21 protein-coding genes are annotated in these 18,556 nt (G+C 48.8%); 14 read left to right on the forward strand and 7 right to left on the reverse strand.

Annotated features, from left to right (window positions below):
• Positions 1–139 precede the first annotated feature (139 nt).
• Positions 140–973: a bifunctional hydroxymethylpyrimidine kinase/phosphomethylpyrimidine kinase gene (gene thiD / locus AC0L13_RS02025; protein WP_473643436.1), complete on the reverse strand. Its 834-nt coding sequence runs from the start codon at positions 971–973 to the stop codon at positions 140–142.
• 354 nt (positions 974–1,327) lie between these two features.
• Here thiD and AC0L13_RS02030 point away from each other — a divergent pair, with 354 nt between their 5' ends.
• From AC0L13_RS02030 to AC0L13_RS02050, 5 genes are all read left to right on the forward strand, one after another.
• Positions 1,328–2,086, forward strand: coding sequence for a DUF4230 domain-containing protein (locus tag AC0L13_RS02030; protein ID WP_473643437.1), 759 nt, complete (start codon positions 1,328–1,330; stop codon positions 2,084–2,086).
• A 5-nt stretch (positions 2,087–2,091) separates the two neighbouring features.
• Positions 2,092–2,778, forward strand: coding sequence for a uracil-DNA glycosylase (locus AC0L13_RS02035; RefSeq protein ID WP_473643439.1), 687 nt, complete (start codon positions 2,092–2,094; stop codon positions 2,776–2,778).
• 16 nt (positions 2,779–2,794) lie between these two features.
• A complete protein-coding gene (locus tag AC0L13_RS02040; protein WP_440498293.1) occupies positions 2,795–2,971 on the forward strand; it encodes a uracil-DNA glycosylase in 177 nt (58 codons plus the stop codon).
• Positions 2,968–3,228 carry a YwdI family protein gene (locus AC0L13_RS02045; protein ID WP_473643441.1) on the forward strand — a complete coding sequence of 87 codons (261 nt, stop codon included), beginning with the start codon at positions 2,968–2,970 and terminating at the stop codon, positions 3,226–3,228. Before AC0L13_RS02040 ends, AC0L13_RS02045 begins: the two co-directional genes overlap by 4 nt.
• 98 nt (positions 3,229–3,326) lie before the next feature.
• Positions 3,327–3,707, forward strand: coding sequence for a DUF423 domain-containing protein (locus AC0L13_RS02050; protein ID WP_473643443.1), 381 nt, complete (start codon positions 3,327–3,329; stop codon positions 3,705–3,707).
• Between the two features lie 41 nt (positions 3,708–3,748).
• Here the strand turns inward: AC0L13_RS02050 and AC0L13_RS02055 are convergent, their stop codons facing one another.
• Positions 3,749–4,123 (reverse strand): hypothetical protein, encoded by a 375-nt coding sequence (locus AC0L13_RS02055; protein ID WP_473643446.1) that lies wholly within the window; start codon positions 4,121–4,123, stop codon positions 3,749–3,751.
• An 82-nt stretch (positions 4,124–4,205) separates the two neighbouring features.
• Here AC0L13_RS02055 and AC0L13_RS02060 point away from each other — a divergent pair, with 82 nt between their 5' ends.
• Positions 4,206–5,252, forward strand: coding sequence for a beta-carotene 15,15'-monooxygenase (locus AC0L13_RS02060; protein WP_473643448.1), 1,047 nt, complete (start codon positions 4,206–4,208; stop codon positions 5,250–5,252).
• Between the two features lie 59 nt (positions 5,253–5,311).
• Here AC0L13_RS02060 and gerQ read toward each other — a convergent pair whose 3' ends face one another.
• Positions 5,312–5,698, reverse strand: a complete 387-nt coding sequence (gene gerQ / locus AC0L13_RS02065) for a spore coat protein GerQ (protein WP_473643450.1) — start codon at positions 5,696–5,698, stop codon at positions 5,312–5,314.
• A 129-nt stretch (positions 5,699–5,827) separates the two neighbouring features.
• Between gerQ and AC0L13_RS02070 the strand changes: the two genes are divergently transcribed.
• Both AC0L13_RS02070 and AC0L13_RS02075 read left to right on the forward strand, forming a co-directional pair.
• The gene (locus AC0L13_RS02070; protein ID WP_473643452.1) at positions 5,828–6,679 is read left to right on the forward strand and encodes a M48 family metalloprotease; all 852 of its coding nucleotides are present in this window, start codon (positions 5,828–5,830) and stop codon (positions 6,677–6,679) included.
• A 311-nt stretch (positions 6,680–6,990) separates the two neighbouring features.
• A complete protein-coding gene (locus tag AC0L13_RS02075) occupies positions 6,991–7,764 on the forward strand; it encodes an alpha/beta fold hydrolase (RefSeq protein ID WP_473643454.1) in 774 nt (257 codons plus the stop codon).
• A 147-nt stretch (positions 7,765–7,911) separates the two neighbouring features.
• On the opposite strand, the gene hemQ is transcribed toward AC0L13_RS02075, so the two are convergent.
• Positions 7,912–8,661 (reverse strand): hydrogen peroxide-dependent heme synthase, encoded by a 750-nt coding sequence (hemQ, locus tag AC0L13_RS02080; RefSeq protein ID WP_440498286.1) that lies wholly within the window; start codon positions 8,659–8,661, stop codon positions 7,912–7,914.
• A 191-nt stretch (positions 8,662–8,852) separates the two neighbouring features.
• On the opposite strand from hemQ, the gene lipL reads away from it, so the two are divergent.
• On the forward strand, positions 8,853–9,686 hold the full coding sequence (lipL, locus tag AC0L13_RS02085; protein WP_473643456.1) for an octanoyl-[GcvH]:protein N-octanoyltransferase: 834 nt from the start codon (positions 8,853–8,855) through the stop codon (positions 9,684–9,686).
• 166 nt (positions 9,687–9,852) lie between these two features.
• Here the strand turns inward: lipL and AC0L13_RS02090 are convergent, their stop codons facing one another.
• Positions 9,853–10,488 (reverse strand): RsfA family transcriptional regulator, encoded by a 636-nt coding sequence (locus AC0L13_RS02090; protein ID WP_473643458.1) that lies wholly within the window; start codon positions 10,486–10,488, stop codon positions 9,853–9,855.
• 186 nt (positions 10,489–10,674) lie between these two features.
• Between AC0L13_RS02090 and AC0L13_RS02095 the strand changes: the two genes are divergently transcribed.
• Both AC0L13_RS02095 and AC0L13_RS02100 read left to right on the forward strand, forming a co-directional pair.
• Entirely contained in the window at positions 10,675–11,970 is a 1,296-nt protein-coding gene (locus tag AC0L13_RS02095; RefSeq protein WP_473643460.1) for an HD domain-containing protein, read from the forward strand.
• A 1-nt stretch (position 11,971) separates the two neighbouring features.
• Positions 11,972–12,481 (forward strand): YwgA family protein, encoded by a 510-nt coding sequence (locus tag AC0L13_RS02100; RefSeq protein ID WP_473643462.1) that lies wholly within the window; start codon positions 11,972–11,974, stop codon positions 12,479–12,481.
• Positions 12,482–12,939: 458 nt separating this feature from the next.
• Here AC0L13_RS02100 and AC0L13_RS02105 read toward each other — a convergent pair whose 3' ends face one another.
• Positions 12,940–13,128: a 2-hydroxymuconate tautomerase gene (locus AC0L13_RS02105; protein ID WP_473643464.1), complete on the reverse strand. Its 189-nt coding sequence runs from the start codon at positions 13,126–13,128 to the stop codon at positions 12,940–12,942.
• A gap of 68 nt (positions 13,129–13,196) precedes the next feature.
• Between AC0L13_RS02105 and AC0L13_RS02110 the strand changes: the two genes are divergently transcribed.
• Positions 13,197–13,727, forward strand: coding sequence for a YwhD family protein (locus AC0L13_RS02110; protein WP_473643466.1), 531 nt, complete (start codon positions 13,197–13,199; stop codon positions 13,725–13,727).
• A 484-nt stretch (positions 13,728–14,211) separates the two neighbouring features.
• On the opposite strand, the gene AC0L13_RS02115 is transcribed toward AC0L13_RS02110, so the two are convergent.
• Positions 14,212–16,269, reverse strand: coding sequence for a transglycosylase domain-containing protein (locus AC0L13_RS02115; protein ID WP_473643468.1), 2,058 nt, complete (start codon positions 16,267–16,269; stop codon positions 14,212–14,214).
• 162 nt (positions 16,270–16,431) lie between these two features.
• Here AC0L13_RS02115 and AC0L13_RS02120 point away from each other — a divergent pair, with 162 nt between their 5' ends.
• Positions 16,432–16,857 carry a YwiB family protein gene (locus tag AC0L13_RS02120; RefSeq protein ID WP_473643471.1) on the forward strand — a complete coding sequence of 142 codons (426 nt, stop codon included), beginning with the start codon at positions 16,432–16,434 and terminating at the stop codon, positions 16,855–16,857.
• Positions 16,854–18,521 carry an arginine--tRNA ligase gene (gene argS, locus AC0L13_RS02125; protein WP_473643473.1) on the forward strand — a complete coding sequence of 556 codons (1,668 nt, stop codon included), beginning with the start codon at positions 16,854–16,856 and terminating at the stop codon, positions 18,519–18,521. The genes AC0L13_RS02120 and argS overlap by 4 nt, the downstream gene beginning before the upstream one ends.
• Positions 18,522–18,556 lie beyond the last annotated feature (35 nt).

Below are 18,556 nucleotides of genomic sequence, written 5' to 3' on the forward strand. Positions count from 1 at the left end.
ACTTTCAGGAAATGACCGATAACTTCGCCGAAATGACCGATAACCTTCGGGAAATGATCGATATCCACAGGGAAATGACCGATAACTTTTCGCCGCACAAAAGGCCAGAAGAGAGGGCTCTCTTCTGACCTTCACGTAATCAAATCTCTGTTGCTGTAATATCTGGTGCGCCGACACGGTTTTTTGCGCCGTGCATGACGGGTCCGACATATTCATTCAACTTCCAACCGTTCGCGATAGCCGCCGTAACGAATTTCTTCGCTTCGATGACGGATTCTTTCACGTCAAGGCCGTTCGCAAGGTTTGCTGTAATCGCAGCGGCGAATGTGCAGCCTGCTCCGTGATTATAATGTGTAGCCGTTTTTTCCGCTTCGAGCAACGTGAATGTCTTGCCGTCATAAAACAGATCTGCCGCTTTGTCGTGCTGAAGCTGCTTGCCTCCTTTAATGACGACGTTGCGCGCGCCAAGCGAATGGATTTTTTCGGCTACCGATTTCATCTGTTCAATTGTAGAAGGTGTTTTCATGCTCGCCAATTGTCCTGCTTCGAACAAGTTCGGCGTTACGATTTCCGCTTTCGGAAGCAAATATTGCACCATAGCGTCGACAGTTCCCGGATTGAGAACTTCATCTTCGCCTTTACAAACCATGACGGGATCGATAACGACATGGTTGAGTCCGGACTCCGCAATCGCTTCGCCCGCAGTTTGGATGACTTCCTCCGTACTGAGCATACCTGTTTTAATCGCGTCGATGCCTGTCGAAAGGGCTGTTTTCAGTTGCGCTTTCAACACATCGATTGGAAGCGAATAGACATTATGGCTCCAATTGTTGTCGGGATCCATCGTCACAACAACCGTCACAGCTGTCATGCCATATGTTCCATGTTCTTGAAAAGTTTTCAGGTCGGCTTGAATTCCTGCACCGCCTGACGTATCTGATCCTGCAATGGTCAATGTCTTTTTCAAAGTCATAGCTGGAATTCTCCTTTGTGTTGGATTGCCTTCGCACTTAATAGTAATCAAATTGATGAAAAAATACAATTATTGCAATCGCGGGGCGGTTTATGCGCGATTTTGGAGATTTATGCTTGATTAGCGGCGTTTATGCGTGTTTATAACGATTTATGCGTTGTTTGGAGCATTTATGATTCATTCTGTGAAATTATGCGTGATTCGGCAATTTTATGCGTGTTTGCGAGTTTTCGAATGAAAAGCGGATGGCTCTATGCTTATCTGTTGTCCACTGCGAAACTTTTAGATACGCTAAACGTACAACTATATGTAAAAATGTGCGATTACAAGTGTCGAAGGAAGGTGAAACAGGGTATGGAAGATAAAAAGAAATTGCAGGAAATTGAAAAACTGCTGAAAGAATTGAAGGCGTCAGATTCGGAGAGTGCAGTCACCGTGGAAGAGGCGCTCGGCCGCAAACGAAAATCTTGGCGTCCGCGCATGCCGTTCAGATTCCTTTCAATGTGGAAACGTTCGGCAATCTTGTTGGCTGTACTACTTCTACTCGCTGTCATTTCCCTTCCGTTCATCGCTTTTCAATTTTTAAAACTAGGGAGCACCTTCACGGAACAGAAAGGTGTATTCCTCGAACAAATACAAGAGTTGAACGAAATGGCGACAGCGGAAGCGTATACGAAAGTCATCGTCGAACGACAGGACAACCAACTGTTTGGACAAAGTATAGGCTTGAATGTGCCGGGGACGAAGCGGCAGTTGCTCGTCGTCATTCCAGGATCGGTGAAGGCGGGCGTTGATTTGTCCAAGCTAACAGAAAAAGATGTAGTCATAGATGAAAAGAATAAGACGGCGAAGCTCACTTTGCCGCCTGCTACCTTCCTCGGAGGAGCGGAAATTTATTTTGATCAAGTCGAAGTCTATTCATACGAAGGCGTTTTCCGTCAAAAGGCGGATATAGAAGAAGCGTACGAATTGGCTGCGGAAGCGAAGAAACTCATCGTCGAGGAAGCGACCGGCCAAGGAGTTTTGAAGACGGCGCAATTTAATGCCGAAAAGACGTTGTCGGAAATGTTTTCGTTCGCGGGATATGACGTGACGATCGAATTCAAGGAGTGAGATGCTTGCAGAAAAAGAGGTTCGGCAATGATTGGGATGAAGTGCTTGCGGAGCAATTCCAGAAACCGTACTACTTGCAACTTCGCGATTTCCTAAAAAAAGAATATGAAACCCAGAATGTGTACCCACTCATGGAAGATATGTGGACAGCCTTCAAGCTGACTCCGTTCAAAGATGTGAAAGTCGTTGTGCTCGGACAGGATCCGTATCACGGGCCTGGACAAGCGCATGGCCTCAGCTTTTCGGTGAAGCCCGGCGTCAAGATTCCGCCGAGCTTGCGGAATATGTTCAAGGAATTGCAATCCGATATCGGATGCGCGATTCCTGAAACAGGAACGTTGACGGGCTGGGCAAAGCAAGGCGTGCTTATGCTGAATACCGTTTTGACGGTGAGGGAAGGGGAGGCGCATTCTCACAGGAAGCAAGGGTGGGAGCAGTTCACCGACGAAGTGATCCGCAGCTTGTCTGAGAGCGATGAGCCGGTCGTCTTCGTCCTTTGGGGGCGCCCGGCGCAGGAGAAGAAGAAGCTGATCGATTTGCATAAAAATGCCATCATTGAAGCAGTCCATCCGAGCCCGCTTAGCGCAAGCCGCGGCTTTTTCGGCAGTCAGCCCTATTCCAAGGCGAATGCCATTTTGGCAGGGTGGAATGAAACGCCGATCGACTGGTGCCGGACTTGGGACGGACTGTAAGGGAAGAGGTGGCCGCATGGCTGTAAATTGTTTTCGTTGTCAATACTTTTTCGTAACATGGGATCCGAAAAGTCCGCGTGGCTGCAAGGCATATGGTTTTAAAACACGGGAACTGCCGTCGATCGTTGTCAGGCGATCATCCGGCATGGAATGCATGAAATTCGAACCGAAGAAAGGGGATGCAAGAAGATGATTTCAACCGAACGGATCATTGAGGAAATGCAACGCCAGCTGAATTATGCAAAATCTGCAGAAGACGACCAAGCCGTCCGCGAGGCGCTCACGGCGATTCGAGCGCTCTGCCAAGTCGTTCTCGTCAGTGATAAGAACGACGAGCCGATTATTACACCGAGAACGATGGCGATCTCCCATAAGCCGAGAATTTCTTCATTGGAAAGCAGGCCGCTTGAGGAAGAGGATGCAAACGGCGGCTCGATCTTCGACTTTTAATTGTTAGAAACTTGCCGTCCTTTCACTGTGAATGGGCGGCAAAAATGTTTATCATAGAAGGAGAACGTTTATTTCACAAGTGGAAAGTAGGAAATCATATGCCATTTTTCATTATCGCGGGCGCTGTCAATGCAGCCCTTGCCGTAGCTCTCGGCGCATTCGGCGCGCATGCATTGAAAGAGCGTCTTTCTGAACGGTATCTCGCTATTTGGGAAACAGCCGTCCAATACCAAATGTTTCATGCAATCGGACTTATCGCAGTCGGCATCCTTATGAGCTCATCGCTCTTCGGCCCGTCGACCACTTTGTCATGGGCAGGCTATCTATTGCTCGCCGGCATCATCATCTTCTCCGGCAGCCTATACATCTTGAGCCTATCCGGCATCGGCATTTTGGGCGCCATCACCCCAATCGGCGGTGTCGCCTTCATCGTCGGCTGGATTATGCTTATCATTGCAGCAGTAAAGTTCGGAAAATAAGTTGGAAACGGTTTGAAGAGCATCAGTTCTTCAGACCGTTTTTATTTGAATCGTGTCATAGGGAAGGGAGGGGAGGAGGGGTGTCCCGCATTCATAGCGATTCGCCGCACGACCAAAGCGATGCCACCCACGACCAAAGCAAGCTCCCGCGCGTCCAAAGCGCTGCCACCCGCGACCAAAGCAAGCTCCCGCGCGTCCAAAGCGATGCCACCCACGTCCAAAGCAAGCTCCCGCGCGTCCAAAGCGATGCCACCCGCGACCAAAGCAAGCTCCCGCGCGTCCAAAGCGATGCCACCCGCGTTCAAAGCAAGCTCCCGCACGACCAAAGCGATGCCACCCGCGACCAAAGCAAGCTCCCGCGCGTCCAAAGAGCTGCTACCCGCGACCAAAGCAAGCCGTCGCGCGCTAAAACTCATAAAAATCTCCATAAATCTGTCGAAACTACCCTGTAATCGTATTCGCACTCTTTAGTAAACTAGAAGAAAAGGGGGAGATTCCATGGTGTTGACCCGATTACGTTCAAAGCAAAGTTTATTTGCTACATTGCTGCTTCTCGTTCTTGTTAGTAATTATTTTGCATACCGGTTGCCTGCGATTCCGATGCCGGACGATTCCCGGGCAGTTGTGATTGGTTCGCTATTGGATTTGGCGATTGTTGCGCCGCTTCTAATTCTGGCGATGACGCGCAAGAGAGGCTTTACGCTGAAACGGTTCATTACATTTATGGTGATCGGGCTTGTTGCAGCGAGGTTCATTATTCCTAGTGAATATTTTGAGCCATTCAAATTCATCCCTTATGCTGCGATTGGGCTTGAAGGATTGATTGTACTTGCGGAAATCGGGCTTCTTTTCCTGTTAGTGAAACATCTGCCTGGCATATTAAGAGAGCTGAAACAGGAAAACAATAGCGGTTTATTCGCCTTTCCTTCGCTCGTCAAAGAAAGGGTATCGTCGCATCCGCTTATTTCCATCATCGCTGCGGAATCGCTCATGTTCTACTATGCTTTCGCTTCTTGGAAACGGAAACCGCCCACTGGAGAGTCGCTCTTTTCCTTGCATCAGAAAACAAGTATGCTCGCCTTCAACATTATGCTTATCCACGCGATCGTCATTGAAACGATCGGCATTCATTGGTGGCTCCATGAGAAATCGATGATCTTGTCCATCGTACTGCTCGTCTTGAATATTTATTCGGTCATCTATTTTATTGCGGATATTCAAACAGTGCGGCTTAATCCATTGGCAATGAAGGAAAATCGAATGCAGATTTCCCTTGGACTCGGGAAACGTATGGAAATTCCTTATGACGCGATTGATAAAATAGAATGGTTTGAAGAGGCGGCGCAGTGCAATTTGAAGTCGAAAGGTCTTGTCGAGTTCATTGCGCGGGATATGGAGGAAGCGAAGCCGAATTGCGTCCTTCATTTCAAGGAGCCGCTGAAGGCGACCTTGTTCATGGGAATGGAGAAGAAATTCAATATGGCCGCTATCCGTTTGGATGAACCGGAACGTTTCCGGGACGCGCTTGAGGAGAAGTTGGGATAATAAAAAAGTCTTCCACTGCCGTGTTGGCAAGGGAAGACTTTTTTGGATGAAGACAGTTATTACGGTTGCTGATTGAAATAAGCCAATTCCTCATCAAACTCCGCAAAGTCGAAATAAATCATCGGCAATAGGTAGCGATGGTTCGTGCTGAGTTCGCTAATAATGACGTGGTCGCGCCCTGCCGCTTCCACGAGGCCTCGAATGGCAAGGGAATTTCGGGCAGCTGGTCCCGTGGCATGCTCAAAGGAAAAGTAGAATACGCCTGGCTTGCCTCGATTCAGCCGAAGGATATTTTCGATATACGATTGTTCAACAAAAGGTGGCCTTCCGCTTGGTATCATCGCCTGAGGCGGCTGCGTGCCTGACTGTGGCTGAAACTGCGGTTGAAACTGCGGTTGCATAAATTGTTGTGGGGAAAATCCAGGATTCCAATAATATTGAACCATTTTTTCATCCTTTCAAATTTTAAACTTGGGAATTAAACTTGCGGGCAATCCCCCCTCGGATACACCATATGCTTTTCGCCTTCCATTGATGACTGAAAAATATGTATACTAGTAGTGGGGGGAGAGTATATGCATATTGAAAATCATATTCCGGTATTCCTTGATTTTTGGGAGTCCAATGAACAGCCGACGCTTGCCGATTTGGAATCGTACCTAAATGGCAATGAAAAAGTGTATGAAAAGTATTTTCCGATTCATTGTCCGAGAACGGAAGAGCGTTTGTCAGCTGCTTTACAGAAATACGATGGCAAGATGGATGACATCCGTTCCATCTCTGCCAGTTTGCCGGACATTATTCAGGAAGTGGATAAGACGTATGAGCAAACTTTCGGGTTAGGCTTGGATCTTTCATTCAAATTGATGGTCGGTACATTCGGCTCGAATGCATTCGTTACGAGAGAAAATCGCCGAGAAATTTATTTTGCTGTCGAGAAGCTATCCGCCGAGCGTGAGCATCTAAAAGTGATCACTGCGCATGAAATCGGTCACGTGGCACATTTTGCAATGGCCACACGCGATGGGCTGGATTGGTCAACCGTCGATTGGGGACATGGCTTGACGACGCTATTTACGGAAGGAGCCGCCACGTATTTATCGAAGCGGACAGTCCCGGGACTTCAGGAGCCGGTCTATTTTACATACGACGATGAAGGCGATCCGTGGGTGAAATGTTATGAGGACAATAAAACCGAATTGAAGCGGCGATTTTTGGAGGATGCATTAGGGGATTGGGACATGACGAAGGAAAAAGAATGGTTCCGTCTTTCGGGCGGCAGCTATTTCGGTTACAACCGTCTCGGCTATGTTCTCGGGACAGACTACGTTGAGCACCTCGTCGAGCGGATCGGCGAAGATGCGGCATTGACGTTTTGGAATGGGAATGATTTGAAAGCGGATATTATTGAATGGTTACGGAAATGAAAGGTGAAGGGCCGTCTAAGGATGGCTCTCAGCCTGTTGCCAAACGCTCGCATCCGTTGTTGCTCGTCTCGCTCGTCCGCTCATGAACTTTAGTTCTATTCGCGTCTTCTCTCGACTTCGCGCCTAGGCTGGCAAGCGTTTTCAATCAGGCTGAGGAAATTCCTGCCCATTGCCAATTGCCTTAAAAAGAGTGTAGACAAAGTCCAATAACGACTTTGTCTACACTCTGAGGGCCATCTAAGGATGGCTCTTTTTTATTTATTGAAAAAAGGGTATGGATAGGCAAAGTGCTTTATCGGAGGAGTGGTATGATGCCTACATTTATTGCGAATGGAGTAGAGATTTATTATCAGGAGGATGGGGACGGCTATCCCCTTCTATTGCTGCACGGTTTAACGAGCAATAGTGAAATGTTTCGGCATGAAATTGAACAGTTTAAAAATAACTACCGGGTCGTAGCGCCTGATGCTCGTGGACATGGGAATTCAGAGAAGCCGTCGCACTATGAATTGGAAGATCATATCCGGGATGTCATCGCGCTCGTCGATCATCTTGGAATGGATTCGTTTTACATGATTGGAGTGTCAATGGGGAGTTACATAGCGCAAGGGGTCGCTATCGAATTGGGCGACCGGGTGAAGAAGCTCGTGCTTGTCGCAACGAAATCCCACGGCGAGCAAGCTTCCATGGAAGAGCTTTACGAACGGCATGCCGATGAAATGAAAGACATGACACCGATCGATAAAATGGTCGCTGCCTCGAAATATATGTTTCATAACCAAAAGGCGGTCGGAAAATGGCTGCATGAAACTGCGGAACATAGTGAACAATTGACGATGCAAGAGCAAGCAATTGCATCGAAGGCGCTGGAGGGATTCGATTTCCGAAACGATTTGCATCGCATCGGTGCCGAAACGCTCGTTATCGGCGGTTTGTACGACGGATTGAATCCTCCTGATTACGGAAAAGAGACTGCTGGACTTATTCCAGCAGGTGCATTCCTGGAATTCAAATTATCGGGCCACGCGCCGAATGTCGAGCAGCCTCGCTTGTTCATGGAAGTCGTCACGAACTTTTTGGAATGATGGGGTTGTCTGTTCAGGCGAATGAGCCATCAGTACGGGCGGTTGTTACCCGAAATCAGGCGGTCGTGTCGATCATTCAGGCGGTTAGCATGCAATATCAGGCGATGTAGAAGATAAAAAAGAGCCCCTATCAAGAGGCTCTTTCCTTTATACTGTGAAAAACGATTTCTTCTTCTCTCCATCAAGCAACGTGCCGATGAAGAAAGAGCCGAATACGCCGTAACGCGCGCTTACTTCGTCGAAGCGCATTTCATATACCAACTTCTTGAACTGGAGAACATCATCTGAGAATAATGTGACGCCCCATTCGAAATCATCGAAACCGACGGAGCCGGAGATGATCTGTTTCACTTTGCCAGCGTATCCGCGGCCGATCATTCCGTGGCTGCGCATCAATGCCTTGCGATCGTCCATGCTGAGCATGTACCAGTTGTCTTCGCCTTCGCGTTTCTTGTCCATCGGGTAGAAGCAGATGTATTGGTTGCGCGGAAGTTCTGGATATAGACGTCCACGTACATACGGGTTTTGATACGGATCTTCATCCGACTCGCCTGCAAGATAATTGGATAATTCTACGACAGATACGTATGAGTATGCTGGAACTGTGTAATCTGCGATCGTCAATTTATTGAATTCAGCTTCAAGCTCCTGCAGTTCGTCAATCGTCGGACGCAATGTCATAAGCATGAAATCCGCTTTTTGCCCGACAACCGTGTAAAACGCATGGCTGCCTGTCTTCGCGTCATCCGCTTGCTGAAGTTTATCTAAATAGGCCATGAATTCCTCGACAGCTGCTTGACGCTCCTCTTTTGAAATCAACTTCCATGACGCCCAATCCATCGTGCGGAAATCATGGAGCACATACCATCCATCGAGTGTAATTGCTGCTTCGTTCATATGAATTCAAACTCCTTTATTCGTGAATTTAATTCTACCCCTAGTGTAGCATAATGAACGTGAAAACACGGTTCCTAAGCATAGAAGTCATACAATCGACAAGAATGAATGACTGTTCCCGCCCGTGGAACTAGTGTATGCTTATATCGGTAAAATTTTAGCATGCCATAAGATGACCAGGAGAATTACAAATGTCCAATTTACAACTCCCAAAATGGCGTTTCATCGACGAATCGATGACCGCAAAAAATAGATCAGCCCTTGAATCGTTCGCGATGGACGACACGCTCTGCCATCTCGTCGGTCAGATTAGGACGGTGCCGACCGTCCGCACGTGGGTACATGATGAAACAGTCGTCCTCGGTATCCAAGATCATCGGCTGCCGTATATTGAAGAAGCATTGCCGCCACTCCAAGAAGCAGGCTATAAAACGATCGTCCGGAATTCAGGCGGTCTTGCAGTCGTTTTGGATGAAGGCGTGCTCAACATCTCCATCGTCCTTTCCGAGCAGGAAGGGTCCATCGATATTCCGGAAGGGTACGAAGCGATGGTGGAATTTGTCCGCATGCTGTTCCCAGAAGTGGCTGAACAGATCGAGACGTATGAAATCGTTGGCTCATACTGCCCGGGCACGTACGATTTGAGCATCGGCGGCAGGAAGTTCGCGGGAATTTCGCAGCGCCGACTGCGCCAAGGTGTCGCGGTCCAAGTGTACTTGTGCGTGGAAGGCAGCGGTGCCGAGCGCGCTCGCCTCATTCGCGATTTATACGAAACTGGTTTGCAAGGTGAGCAGACGAAATTTGTCTATCCGGACATCCGTCCGGAAGTGATGGCATCGCTGTCGGAGTTGATCGGCTCGCCGTTGACGGTGAATGAAGTCGGCATCCGCGTCCAGCTGTTGCTCCGAGCTCTTTCGGAAGAGGAAGTGCAAGTGGGCGGCTTTACGCCGGAAGAGATGGAGCTTTATTTATTTTATTTGAACCGAGTCGTTGAGCGGAATCAGAAAATGCTTGCGCGAGGTTGATGAAGTCGGCGCGTTTATGCGCCGATAAATCCATTTATGCGTGTTAGCGGCGATTTATGCGTGAGAAAATTTATTTATGCGCTTTAGCATCGATTTATGAGTTTTTATAGCGAATTATGCGTGAGAATCTACGTTTATGCGTTTTTATCAAAAGAAAACCGCCGGATCAGTGATTGATCGGCGGTTCTTTCGATACGAGATTTCCGTTTCGCTCCATCGTGAAGACGGGAGCCGTGCGCTCGGAATCGTCTTCCAAAGTGACGAGGCGGCGTGCCCGGTTCATGATTTGAACGAACGCTTCATAGTCGTTGCGGAGTGTTGTATTCTCCTGCCGCAGTTTGTCGATCTCTTTTTGGAGAGATTCAACTTTGTCGTTTGCCATTTTAGCAGTCTGCTTCCATCTGAGTGATTCAGAGTCGCCTCCGCCTGTATGGTGTAAACGGATCAAATAAGCAATGACTGTGTCGAGCGATAAGGCGGATAGAGGGACAGCTGTCCTTTCCTCCTGATCGACCCCTGGCGAAGGGCTATATAATTGCTGGCTGCGTCGTTTGAAGTCCGCGCCTAGAACGCGCATTGCCTGCTTCCGTTCTTTTTTCGCCTCTGCCAATTCTTTCTCATAATCGCGGCGGACGACTGCATTCCATCTGAAACCGCACGCGGCAGCGGTTCTGTTGAGCGCATCTCCGACCTCTTCGAATGCGCTTAGCTGTGTACTGCCTTCCCGGACGTGCCGCAGCACCGTCTCGGCTAATAAAATATCATTTTCCTCAAGCCAAGCATCCTGTCTAACTTTCACCATCTCCTTGCCTCCTGCCATGTTCATAGTCTCTTTCTTACGGTCAGTGTGCACAGTGTGTAAGCCTTTTATTCATCCAAACTGGAACACAGATAAAAATAATTGCTTTCTTTTCAATGAAACCTTCCTTTTCTCTGGCTCAGTTTTTGATATACTTAAGAAAATGCGTCGACGGAGGTGGGTGAATAAGTGGACTATAAAAATGAAAAGCTTTTCGAAGAGAAAGTATTCAAGGATCCGGTCCACCGGTATATCCATGTGCGCGACAAAGTCATATGGGACGTCATCGGGACGCGGGAATTTCAACGGCTTCGCCGGATTCGGCAGCTCGGGACAACCTATCTCGTTTTCCACGGAGCGGAACATAGCCGCTTTCAACACTCGCTCGGCGTCTATGAAATTGTAAGGCGGATCATTGACGACGGCTTTAGCGGGCGGGCGGAATGGAATGACGAGGAGCGATTATTGACGCTGTGCGCTGCTTTGCTGCATGACCTCGGCCACGGCCCGTTTTCGCATGCATTTGAAAAAGTGTTCACGCTCGACCACGAGAAGTTCACGCAGGCGATTTTGACCGGAGATACGGAAGTGAATGAAGTGCTGCGCCGCGTCTCGTCCGATTTTCCGCAAAGGATCGCGGACGTCATTGGAAAAACATATCCGGACAAGCTCGTCGTCAGCCTCATTTCAAGCCAGATTGATGCCGACCGAATGGATTATTTGCAACGGGACGCCTATTACACTGGTGTTTCCTATGGCCACTTCGATATGGAGCGGATTTTACGAGTCATGCGGCCTGCTGAAGAACAGGTAGTTATTAAGTTTAGCGGAATGCACGCAGTGGAAGATTATATAATGAGTCGCTACCAAATGTATTGGCAAGTCTATTTCCACCCCGTTTCGCGTAGCGCGGAAGTTATTCTCATGAAAATCCTGCATCGAGCAAGACATCTACATAACAGTGGTTATCCGTTTACGTACGAGCCTGTCCATTTCAAAGCGTTCTTCGATCGGACATTCGGTCTAGAGGAGTACATCATGTTAGATGAAGGTGTGCTCACGACGTATTTCCAATGGTGGCGCAACGAAGAAGACGCCATATTGGCTGATTTGTGCGACCGTTTCTTGAACCGGAGACTGTTCCAATATGCCGAGTTCAATCCGGCGACCGAATACCGGAAAATCGGCGAGCTTGAGAGACTGTTCAAGGAAGCGGGACTCGATCCGGAATATTATCTCGTTACGGACTCTTCGTCCGACTTGCCGTATGATTTTTACCGGCCCGGTGAAGAAAATGAACGCGTGCCGATCTATTTGCAAATGCCAAACGGCGAGCTAAGCGAGCTGTCGCGATCATCGGAGATCGTCGATGCCATTTCAGGCAAACGGCGGACCGACCATAAAATATATTTCCCGGAAGACCTTTTGGAATCAAAAGAAGATCCGTTGTATGATAAGATTTTACGAATGTTAAGAGGTGAATAAATTGCTGCAGGAACATGCAAGAATTGTGCAATTCATTGCCATGGCAGAAGAAGTAAACGGGCGTAAGAAATTGCAGAAGATGATCTATATCGCGAAGAAGATGGAATTTCCGTTCGCCGAAAAATACGAATTGCATATGTACGGCCCCTATTCGGAGGAATTGACGCTCCGTGTTGAGGAGCTTTGTGAAATGGGTTTCCTATCGGAGAGTTGCACGGACAAGGGATCGTACGTTCAATATAGCTACAATGTGACAGAAGAGGGAGGCCAGTTCCTCGAAACAGCCGATGCGCCGCATGAAAAACTGGCGGACTGCATTGATCGGCTAAATGGCAAAAGCTCACGATTTTTGGAGCTTGTGTCAACATTGCTCTATTTCGATTACTTGCCGAAGGACGAGCAAATTACCAAAGTGCATATCGTGAAAAATAAACTGAACTTCACCGAAGACGAAATGCAAGCCGCATTTGATTTCATTGCGGAGCTGCAGGCGTGTACGGTGGTTGCATAAGTTACAGAAATCCCCTTTGCCGAGGGGGTTTTTTTGTTGGAATCGCGACATGGGGCGGGGGGGGGATGGGGCAAGCCTGCATCCAAAGCAATCTCCCGCGCGTCCAAAGCGAGTCGTCGCGCGACCAAAGCGATTCGCCGCGCGACCAAAGCGAGTCGTCGCGCGACCAAAGCGATTCGCCGCGCGTCCAAAGGAAGTCGTCGCGCGTCCAAAGCGATTCGCCGCGCGTCCAAAGCGATTCGCCGCGCGTCCAAAGCGATTCGCCGCGCGTCCAAAGCAAGTCGTCGCGCGACCAAAGCGATTCGCCGCGCGACCAAAGCGAATCGCCGCGCGTCCAAAGCAAGTCGCCGCGCGTCCAAAGCGAGCCCCTGCGCGTCCAAAGCAAGTCGTCCCGCGCCCAAAGCCATCCCCCGGCAATAAAAAACGACGCGAGAATCTCGATTCTCGCATCGCTCCAATTATTCTTTATCGCTAAAAAGCTTGCCTGCAACGCCGTAATGGTTTTTCGGCATATCCTCGATGAAAACAACAACGTTTTCAACAGGCGCGCCTGTCGTTTCTGCAACAACGTCCGTCACTTTTTTAACCAAATTGCGCTTCTGCTCCTCCGTACGACCTTCGAGCATTTTCACGGTTACATATGGCATACTAGTTCCCCCTTTCGCCCAAACTTATGTATAGTGTATATAATAGCAGAGTGGGAGGGGTTATAGGAATGACGAATGAGCAGAAACCGAAAAAGAAAATGGGATTCACCATTATAAAAGATGATCCGACAGATGGACATAAAGGGTTCGGCATCGGATCATTGTCACTCGAAAACGTCTCGCCGGTCATCGTTGATATCGAAGAAGGGGAGGCACGCATCGAAATCGGGGCGATGCATGCCCGAAGCGATACGGAGCGCGGCGTGAAATTCACGACGAACCGCGAAGATTCGGAAGGCGGCAAACCGTACTGGCTCGTCTGGGTGACGATCGATTTCAAGGAGGACGGCCCATATTATGCAGGCGTCACTGCGTGTGAAATGGTCGTAAACCGCGAAAAGCGCAGAGGGTATAAAATTCTTGCGGATCATGTGAATAAAATGGACAAGTCAATGAAGCGGAATATTATCGTCGATCATATGGACGACAAGTCGAAGCAGATTCTCGCTGACTTCCTTTCAAGCCACAATCACGAAATGTGGGAGCGGAGCGAACCGAAATTGCACATCGGCCTTGGTGTCGATTCTCCTGAATTATGAACAAACTGTGAAATTTGATGACTTCCACGACTTATGAGGTTGAATGTCTTGGAAAAAGGAAGTACACTGAACTTACAGCTTGCAATTGTAAGCTAGGACAACCGAAGTATGCGGCGCTTGCCAATCTGATGGTTCTACATAACCCAAGCGAAGAGCCATTATGTGCGAGACTGCGTTCGACGGTAAAAAAGCTTTGCCTCACTGAATTATTTCAGAAGGCAAAGCTTTTTTGATTTCCATCCTTTGCTTTTGTTCATCGTCCAGACTTCAGGCGCTAGCTCATAAGGCAAAGTTGCTATGCAAATCTTGTTAGTGCTTGTGCTCGCAAAAGCCGTTCTCCGTAACGGCTTTCGCTTTTGTTATCATCTAGCTCCGGACGCCAGAAGCTCGGGGTCATAAGTCAAAGCTGCTTTGTGGCAAAAGGCGCCACGCCGCATCTTCGCCTTATGCCTGTCGCTTCTAGGCAGGCGCCCTTCGCTTTTGTTTATTCAAAGAAAGAAAACGGGAAAAGTTCAAACGTGCCGGAATCATCGTCATCGCCGTTGCGTTCTTCGCGCAAGTTTTTATCGGTGCACAGCTTTTGCGGCATGTCTTTTTCCTTTAAATACATGAGCCGCTGCTTCGAGCATTCGTTCACCGCGATGCCGCCGGTTTCTACATCGACAATGACGCCATTCACGCCCTTCGGTGGGATGAACGGCTCTGGTGTTTTACCGGCATGCACCGTCTCCATGAAGTCGATCCATATTTTCTTCGTGGCGGACTTGTCTTCAAGCTCCGTCAATTGCTGTCCGATGTCGTATCCCGTCCAAATCCCCGCTGTCAGCGAAGGGGTGTAGCCGATCAAATACTGGTCAGAAATGGTCGTCCCCGATTTTGCGGCGTACGGTCTCTTTTGTTTTGAGCGCATCGACAGCCCTGTTGAGACGGAGTAATCGTTGAAGACCGGGTCGAACATGCCTGTCATCAAATGGGTGAGCACGAATGCGTCCTGCTCGGTAATGACCCGTTTCGTGCTTTTCTTCGGCTGCTCGTACACCGTTTTCCCATCTGCATCGGTGATCGATAAGATCGTCGTCGGTTCCACTTCCAACCCGCCCGACGAAATCCGGTTATACGCATTCGTCATTTCAAGCAGCGTAACGGTCGAAGTGCCTAAAGCGACGGCGGGGGATTCTTGGAAATCGACATCAAGACCAAGCCGCTCCGCCATTTTATTGAACTTTTTATATCCTACATCTTCAAGCGTCTTCACAGCGTAAACGTTATCCGAAATGGCGATTGCCTGAGCGAGGGAAATCGGATGGCCCGCAAACTTGCCGTTAATGTTTTTCGGCTCATACGTAGAACGGCCTTCGTCATAGGTGAAAATCGTCCGTTCCGTCGACATGAATGTGAGCGGATTATAGCCATCTTCTAGCGCAGCCGCATACAAAATCGGCTTCATTGCGGATCCTGGCTGCCGTTTCGCCTGCGTCACCCGGTTGAAGGGACTTTCTTTGTAATCAATCCCGCCGACGAGCGAAGTGATATTCCCTGTTTCAGGCTCCATCGACATGAAACCGACTTGCAGCCCGTTATCCGGCATCCATTTATCAATGAATTCCTCGGCTGTTTGCTGATGCTGCATATCGAGCGTCGTTCGGATTGTCCAGCCGCCTTCAGCAGGATATCGACCTTTTTTACTCAAAATCCGTTCCGCTTCCCGCCACACTTCATCCAAAAAGTAAGGAGCGACACGCTTCATATCCTTCCAATCCTCTGTTTTCAGTGTCACTGCTACGTCTTCCGCGCGCTGCCGTTGTGCATTTGTAATGAACCCTTGATTTTCCATAAGGGAGAGGATCAGCAATTGGCGATCACGGGAACGCTCAGGATTATCCAGTGGATCGTAAACGGACGGACCTTTCGCGATCGCCGTAATCACCGCGGCTTCCTCAAGCGTCAATTCTTCCGCTGACTTTGCAAAATAAAACCTGCTCGCCGCCTCGACGCCATACATTCCATGACCGAAATAAACTGTATTCAAATAGCCTTCCAAAATAACGTCCTTGTCGTAAAAGGTTTCCAAGCGATACGCATAGAGCGCCTCTTTTATTTTTCGATTCCACGATTTTTCATGTGTCAAAAACAAATTCCGGGCATACTGCTGAGTGATGGAGCTTGCGCCTTCCGCTTTCCGCATCGTCTTTATGTCTTTCAACACGGCTCCGGCAATCCGTTTGTAATCAAACCCGTTATGCTCATAAAAATTTCGGTCTTCCGTCGCGATGACAGCATCGATCAGAAACGGAGAAATTTCATCAAGATTCACCCAATAACGGCGCTCCGCTGAAAACTTATCGCCGATCTGCTTCCCGTTCTTATCAAGAAACACGCTCGCTTTCGGCACGCTCAGCGAAGGGGCACCCGTAATTTGCGCGTAAAGTCGAAGACATAGAAACATAGTGAAAAGCGCAGTCAGTGCCGTTACGATCAATAGGGCGATCCGCCGAACGAAATTATGTCTTTTCTTTTTCTTTATATAATCGACTCTTCTCATACAATCCCTTCTCCCACCGTTCTTTCCAATCAGTATGGAACCAGAGCGCAAAAGTTAAACGGCAAATCGGCGAAAAGCATAGATTTATCACGATCTATTGGAATAGTGCGGGGAAAAACGATATAATGAATAGATATTTTGAACGTCAAGGGCGGTGCAAGAGTGGAATCAAACAAGGAAGGGCAAAACGTCGATGTCCGGCTCGAATCAACGATCCGTCACGTTGGACAGGCTGCGGACAAGCACGAGCTTCAAGCTTCGGGGGCGTTGATTGAAAAAGCCGGAAAGACGTACTTGCGATTTGTGGAAGATCTGAACGGCCAGCAAGTTCGAACGACGGTGAAGTTGGAAGATGGAGACGCATTGATCATGCGGAGCGGAGCTGTTCAAATGCGCTTGCCGTTTTCTACTGGCGAAATGAGGCCGGGTACATACGGCAGCGGTCCTACAACTTTCGATCTCCTCGTGAAAACGACGAAGCTTGAAGTCGGGGCGGACAAATTCATAGCTCATTATGAACTGCATGCGGAAGGCGCATTGCTAGGCAGGCACGAATTGACGATTTACTTTACGGAGGGACAAAAATGAACGCAGTTGAAAAGATACAACAGGAAATAAAAGACGCATTCCGCGAGGCAGTTCTCGCTTCAGGACTTGCTGATGAATCCGTAATGCCGGATATCATCCTCGAAACACCTAAAAACAAAGACAACGGGGATTATGCTACGAATATCGCGATGCAATTGACGAAGATCGCAAAAAAGCCTCCTCGTGCAATTGCAGAAGCTATTCTTGAAAAATTGGACACGTCTTCGACTTCCATCAAGGAATTGGAAATCGCTGGTCCAGGATTCATTAACATCAAGCTGAAAAGTGATTATTTAGGGGAAGTCGTCAAAACGGTACTTGCTCAAGGAGCGGATTACGGCCGTTCAACATACGGTAAAAATGAAAAAGTCCAAGTCGAATTCGTCTCTGCGAATCCAACGGGCGACTTGCACTTAGGACATGCGCGCGGAGCCTCGATCGGGGATTCATTGTGCAATATTCTCGATTTCGCAGGATTCGACGTGTCACGGGAATATTACATCAATGACGCGGGCAATCAAGTGAATAACTTGGCCCTTTCAGTCGAGGCGCGATACTTCCAAGCATTAGGTCTTGAAAAAGAAATGCCGGAAGACGGCTACCATGGACAGGACATCATCGATATCGGTGAGAAGCTTGCAGAGGAATACGGCGACAAGTACGTGAACGTCGGCGAAAAAGAGCGTCAGGAGTTTTTCCGGAAGTACGGCCTTGAGTTCGAATTGGCGAAGTTGAAGAAGGACTTGGAAGATTTCCGCGTTCCGTTCGACAACTGGTTTTCGGAAACATCGCTCTATACGGACGGCAAAATCGGCATCGCGCTCGATAAATTGCGTGCAAATGGCCATGTGTTCGAGGAAGAAGGAGCAACATGGTTCCGTTCGACGACGTTCGGGGATGATAAAGACCGTGTCCTCATTAAAAATGACGGCTCGTACACGTATTTGACGCCGGACATCGCGTACCATGAGGATAAATTGCGCCGCGGCTTCGATAAGCTCATCAACATTTGGGGAGCAGACCACCACGGCTACATTCCAAGGATGAAAGCGGCGATCGAGGCGCTTGGCTACGACCGCGACACGCTCGAAGTGGAAGTTGCGCAAATGGTGCAGTTGTATAAAGACGGCGAGAAATTCAAAATGAGCAAGCGTACCGGAAAAGCGGTCACTCTGCGCGAACTCGTTGAAGAAGTCGGCTTGGACGCTGTCCGTTATTTCTTTGCGATGCGCTCCGCCGATTCACAAATGGACTTCGACTTGGATTTGGCGATTTCGCAGTCGAATGAAAACCCGGTTTACTATTCGCAATACGCGCATGCCCGCATTTCATCGATCCTTCGCCAAGCGGAGGAAAAGAATCTTGCCGCTTCAACGGATCATGTTGATTTATTGCAGACAGAAAAAGAATTGTCACTGTTGAAGAAACTCGGCGATTTCCCGCGTGCCGTCAGCGATGCGGCAAGACTCCGCTCGCCGCACCGGATTACGAACTATATCCAGGAGCTCGCTGCGGAATTCCACAGCTTCTACAATGCTGAAAAAGTGCTCGACCCGGATAACCGCGACTTGTCCGAAGCACGTCTCGCATTGATCACAGCAACACGCACGACAATTGCGAATGCGTTGAAACTCATCGGCGTTGCCGCACCGGAAAGAATGTAATTATGTCACGCCCCTCTGCTAGCGGAGGGGCGTTT

The sequence above is a fragment of the Sporosarcina sp. QA0331 genome (genome assembly GCF_055808055.1).

Bases quoted from the DNA above. Each gene is read 5' to 3' on its own strand.
- thiD (WP_473643436.1), bottom strand. From the start codon at position 973: ATGACTTTGAAAAAGACATTGACCATTGCAGGATCAGATACGTCAGGC.
- AC0L13_RS02030 (WP_473643437.1), top strand. From the start codon at position 1,328: ATGGAAGATAAAAAGAAATTGCAGGAAATTGAAAAACTGCTGAAAGAA.
- AC0L13_RS02040 (WP_440498293.1), top strand. From the start codon at position 2,795: ATGGCTGTAAATTGTTTTCGTTGTCAATACTTTTTCGTAACATGGGAT.
- AC0L13_RS02045 (WP_473643441.1), top strand. From the start codon at position 2,968: ATGATTTCAACCGAACGGATCATTGAGGAAATGCAACGCCAGCTGAAT.
- AC0L13_RS02050 (WP_473643443.1), top strand. From the start codon at position 3,327: ATGCCATTTTTCATTATCGCGGGCGCTGTCAATGCAGCCCTTGCCGTA.
- AC0L13_RS02055 (WP_473643446.1), bottom strand. From the start codon at position 4,123: ATGAGTTTTAGCGCGCGACGGCTTGCTTTGGTCGCGGGTAGCAGCTCT.
- AC0L13_RS02060 (WP_473643448.1), top strand. From the start codon at position 4,206: ATGGTGTTGACCCGATTACGTTCAAAGCAAAGTTTATTTGCTACATTG.
- gerQ (WP_473643450.1), bottom strand. From the start codon at position 5,698: ATGGTTCAATATTATTGGAATCCTGGATTTTCCCCACAACAATTTATG.
- AC0L13_RS02070 (WP_473643452.1), top strand. From the start codon at position 5,828: ATGCATATTGAAAATCATATTCCGGTATTCCTTGATTTTTGGGAGTCC.
- AC0L13_RS02075 (WP_473643454.1), top strand. From the start codon at position 6,991: ATGCCTACATTTATTGCGAATGGAGTAGAGATTTATTATCAGGAGGAT.
- hemQ (WP_440498286.1), bottom strand. From the start codon at position 8,661: ATGAACGAAGCAGCAATTACACTCGATGGATGGTATGTGCTCCATGAT.
- lipL (WP_473643456.1), top strand. From the start codon at position 8,853: ATGTCCAATTTACAACTCCCAAAATGGCGTTTCATCGACGAATCGATG.
- AC0L13_RS02090 (WP_473643458.1), bottom strand. From the start codon at position 10,488: ATGGTGAAAGTTAGACAGGATGCTTGGCTTGAGGAAAATGATATTTTA.
- AC0L13_RS02105 (WP_473643464.1), bottom strand. From the start codon at position 13,128: ATGCCATATGTAACCGTGAAAATGCTCGAAGGTCGTACGGAGGAGCAG.
- AC0L13_RS02110 (WP_473643466.1), top strand. From the start codon at position 13,197: ATGACGAATGAGCAGAAACCGAAAAAGAAAATGGGATTCACCATTATA.
- AC0L13_RS02115 (WP_473643468.1), bottom strand. From the start codon at position 16,269: ATGAGAAGAGTCGATTATATAAAGAAAAAGAAAAGACATAATTTCGTT.
- argS (WP_473643473.1), top strand. From the start codon at position 16,854: ATGAACGCAGTTGAAAAGATACAACAGGAAATAAAAGACGCATTCCGC.